We start from the raw sequence: 1,978 nt of genomic DNA, 5'->3' as shown, positions 1-1,978 counted from the left end.
TGGTGAAGTTAGTCAGCAGGGATATATCTCCATGAAAATGGGGTTCCACCCAATTCGTGTAGAGTATTTCGATAGAGGCGGCGGTAAGATGTTGAAGCTCTATTACCAAGGCCCAGGTTCCGAAATGAAACTGATACCCTCGAATGCGCTCTTTACTAAAATCGAATAGAATAATTAAGAAAGGAACTATACATGACCCCTATTAGCTTGCAATTGTATGCGCTTAGAGAGAGCGCTGAAGTCGATCTGCCGGGGACGCTCAAGAAGATTGCCGATATTGGATATATGGCAATCGAGACGGCTGGACTTCATGGCAAACAGCCTGCTGAGGTCAAGAAGATGCTGGATGATGTAGGACTGGTGATGTCATCAGCCCATATCCCCAACCTGCGCCCTGAGACCGTGCCTTATGCTATTGAGATGTGTAAAGCGATGGACTTCAATAAAGTCCAAGTCGGCACTACTCCCACCGCCTTCAAAACTTTGGATGGAATAAAGGGTGAGGCGGAACGTATCCAAGAAATCGCCTGCATGCTCAAACCGCATGATATCATTCTTGGGGTTCATAACTACTATAACGAGTTTGACCCCATCGATGGCCGATACCCTTACGACTTCTTGATGGATCAAACCCCCGATATCTATTGTGAAGTAGACATGTATTGGGCCAGTAACTTCGGCAAGACTGATGTGCCTGCTGTGATTTCCAAATACAAGCATCGGGTTCGAGTACTACATGTCAAGGATGGTCCTTTGACGTCAGACGAGGCTCCTCAAACGGCTGTCGGTAAAGGCAAAATGAATATCCCAGCCTGTATCAACGCTACCGATCCGAATGTTCTTGAGTGGCTGGTCGTCGAGCTAGACGATTGCGCTACAGACATGCTGGAAGCCGTCCGTGACAGTTACATCTACCTAACCTCAAACGGCTTTGCTAAGGGAAATAAGTAATTCCAGAATATAAGGGGGGGGGCCTGGCAATAAGCTGGCCTCCCTTTTCTACATCGGTCTTGGGAAGGCGACTGTTGCGGTGATTCGGTCTTTATTTTCTAACGTAAATCGGCCGTTTAGACTGTCTCTAACGAGGGTATCCACAATTCTTAAACCCATGTTCTGACTTGTAACCGGGCTGAAATCATCCGGAAGCGGGGCGCCATCATTTTGGACGGTAATTTCGAGTAGCCCATCTGTAGTCTCTACAGTGACACTTACTTCCCCATTATCGATTGAAGCAAAGCCGTGTTTGACGGCATTTTGGATGAGCTCATTTAATACGAGTGCTACTGATGTGGCTTCTTTTAACGGCAGCATCACATCTTCCCCACTCACGGAAGTTCGGATAGTCTTGCCTGGAGGAATAAAGCCTTGTTGAGTATGATGGAGGATGCTTGCGGCAACTTTTTTGACGCTTACTAAATCGAGATCGTCACGTGAAAGTAGCTCGTGAACAGCCGCCATTGCAGAAATTCTTCCAAGGCTATCGTTGACCGCTTCTTCGACTGAATTATATTTCGAATAGTGCAATTGGAGGCGAAGGAGGCTGGCTATCTGTTGGAGATTATTCTTGAGGCGGTGATGCATCTCCTGAAGTATAGCCGAACGTACCATTAGCTTTGCATGTTCAATTGCAATTGCCGCTTGATTAGCTAAGGCTTCAAGGGTTGCAATCTCTTCGGGTGGGAACATCCGTGGTTTTTCAGTATAACAGTTCAAAACACCTAAGACTTTGTTTTTAACTTTAAGCGGCACGCAAGCCAAGGAGGCCAAGCCTTCTTCAGCGGCAATATCGGCATAACGATACTCCTCACACTCCCTTACATCGGATATGATGATAACCTGGTTTTCCTTCACCGCTCGCCCCGCAACACTTTGCCCGATGTTTAAGTTAGGCTTGGTGAGATAGGCTTTGCTTTTAGCCTGAGTCGCTTTAATGACAAGCTCCTGTTTATTATCATCCAAAAGCAATACGGTGCATATC

General features: G+C 46.7%; 2 protein-coding genes. One reads left to right on the top strand and one right to left on the bottom strand.

The genetic code is table 11. From position 1 onward, the window contains the following. The first annotated feature begins 192 nt into the window (after window positions 1–192). Window positions 193–951 (top strand): sugar phosphate isomerase/epimerase, encoded by a 759-nt coding sequence (locus tag WCO51_13090; protein MEI6514188.1) that lies wholly within the window; start codon window positions 193–195, stop codon window positions 949–951. 48 nt (window positions 952–999) lie between these two features. Here the strand turns inward: WCO51_13090 and WCO51_13085 are convergent. Beyond that, the coding region (locus tag WCO51_13085; GenBank protein ID MEI6514187.1) for a GAF domain-containing protein at window positions 1,000–1,978 on the bottom strand (979 nt) is incomplete at its 5' end.

This window comes from bacterium (assembly GCA_037131655.1).
GTDB lineage: Bacteria > Armatimonadota > Fimbriimonadia > Fimbriimonadales > JBAXQP01 > JBAXQP01.
The sequence above is the reverse complement of the archived record's forward strand: the minus strand, read 5'-3'. Positions and strand labels throughout refer to the sequence as shown.

Coding starts and splice junctions, on each gene's coding strand:
- WCO51_13090 (MEI6514188.1), top strand. CDS start 193: ATGACCCCTATTAGCTTGCAATTGTATGCGCTTAGAGAGAGCGCTGAA.